This is a genomic window from Pseudomonas sp. P5_B2, from assembly GCF_056400445.1.
In genome coordinates, this window is the sequence record NZ_JBFULH010000946.1 from 1 (window position 1) to 1,264 (window position 1,264).

Below are 1,264 nucleotides of genomic sequence, written 5' to 3' on the forward strand. Positions count from 1 at the left end.
AGGTTGGCTTCATTGGCGGCCATTTCGGCGGCACGGTCGGGTTCGAGCAATGCTCGCACTTCCTTGTCCAGATCCCCTGTCAGCGCCAGCAACTGCTTTTGGCGCAGGCTGCTCTCCGACTCCAGGCGTTGCCACTCACTGGGTTGGGGCAATCCATATCCGCCGCTGCCGAGCAGTTCAGCCGGACGGCTAAGGTAGCCGCTATTGGCGAGAATCTGTTGCAAGGTCGCATCGGCCTTGTCCATTCCGCCGTTTTTCAGCTCCCGAGCGCCGAGGTAGCGCTGCTTGACTTCGTCCTGGGCCAGCAGCATTTGTTGGCGGAAGGCTGCCTGTTCCAACAGCAGCAATGCGGCACTGGCGCGCAGGTCTGCCTGTTCGAACCATTGCCGGCGCTCTGTCGCTTTCAATGCCAGCCAATCTTCGACTTTGTCCTGCTTGATTGGCACGCGCTTTTTCAGCACATCGAACATCGCCTGATAACGGTCGCGGAAGGAATCGAAGCGATAGCCCAGCCGTAGCGCTTCGCGCGGGTCGTCCAGCACGCTGGTATCTGCCAGTCCACGCCCCTTGAGCACTGCCAGCAGGCCGTTGGGCATGATGTTATCCAGCCCGACCAGTTGTGCATGGTTGGTGCTGCTACGCAGTAGTTTCAGGTCTTCTACCGCACAGTTGTTCGACAGGAAAAAGTAGTTGCCGTCGTAACTCCAGTGCATCTCGGCGGCATGTTCCACGATACCTTCGATCTCGCTGCGCGACAGGTTCAACGGCACCGAGGCCACACTGCGCAGTTCGGTCTTGGTGTATTCGTCGATGACTTGGGAGAGCGGCAGGACAAACAGACGCGATGGGTATTTACCGACGAGTCCGCCCCAACTCGAAAGCTGCACGTCACCGACAAAGGCGCGGTAGGACAAGGCCAGATGCTGGTCCAGATCGAGACGGCAGTCGGGGCCCCGTGGCCGTCCTGGCGCACAGATGACTAGCCGCAACATGCTATGGCCCCAGCGGCTGACCCAGTTCTGATTGGCTTCGGCCAGCAGATAGTCGATGGCGTAGACCCGTTCCGGATCGACCTGTCCCAGGGGTTGCTTGGCAAAGTCATTGCCGGCGTTGAGAAAGGCGACGGTTTTGGCGCAGGTGTCTTTGGTCGCCGGTGCCCAGCCGAAGTGCTCCTGGTAGTAGCGGTACAGCGCCGGACGACGACAGGCGTAGCTCGGGTCGAGGAGGAAATACTCCATGTTGACCGCAACAAACTCCTTCGGAC

Annotated in this window: 1 protein-coding gene; it reads right to left on the reverse strand. The window is 59.9% G+C overall.

Annotated elements, in window-relative coordinates; genetic code table 11:
* Positions 1-1,264 (reverse strand): lipoprotein N-acyltransferase Lnb domain-containing protein (locus AC1DRJ_RS28215; protein WP_477805033.1); only part of this gene is annotated, 1,264 nt, incomplete at both ends.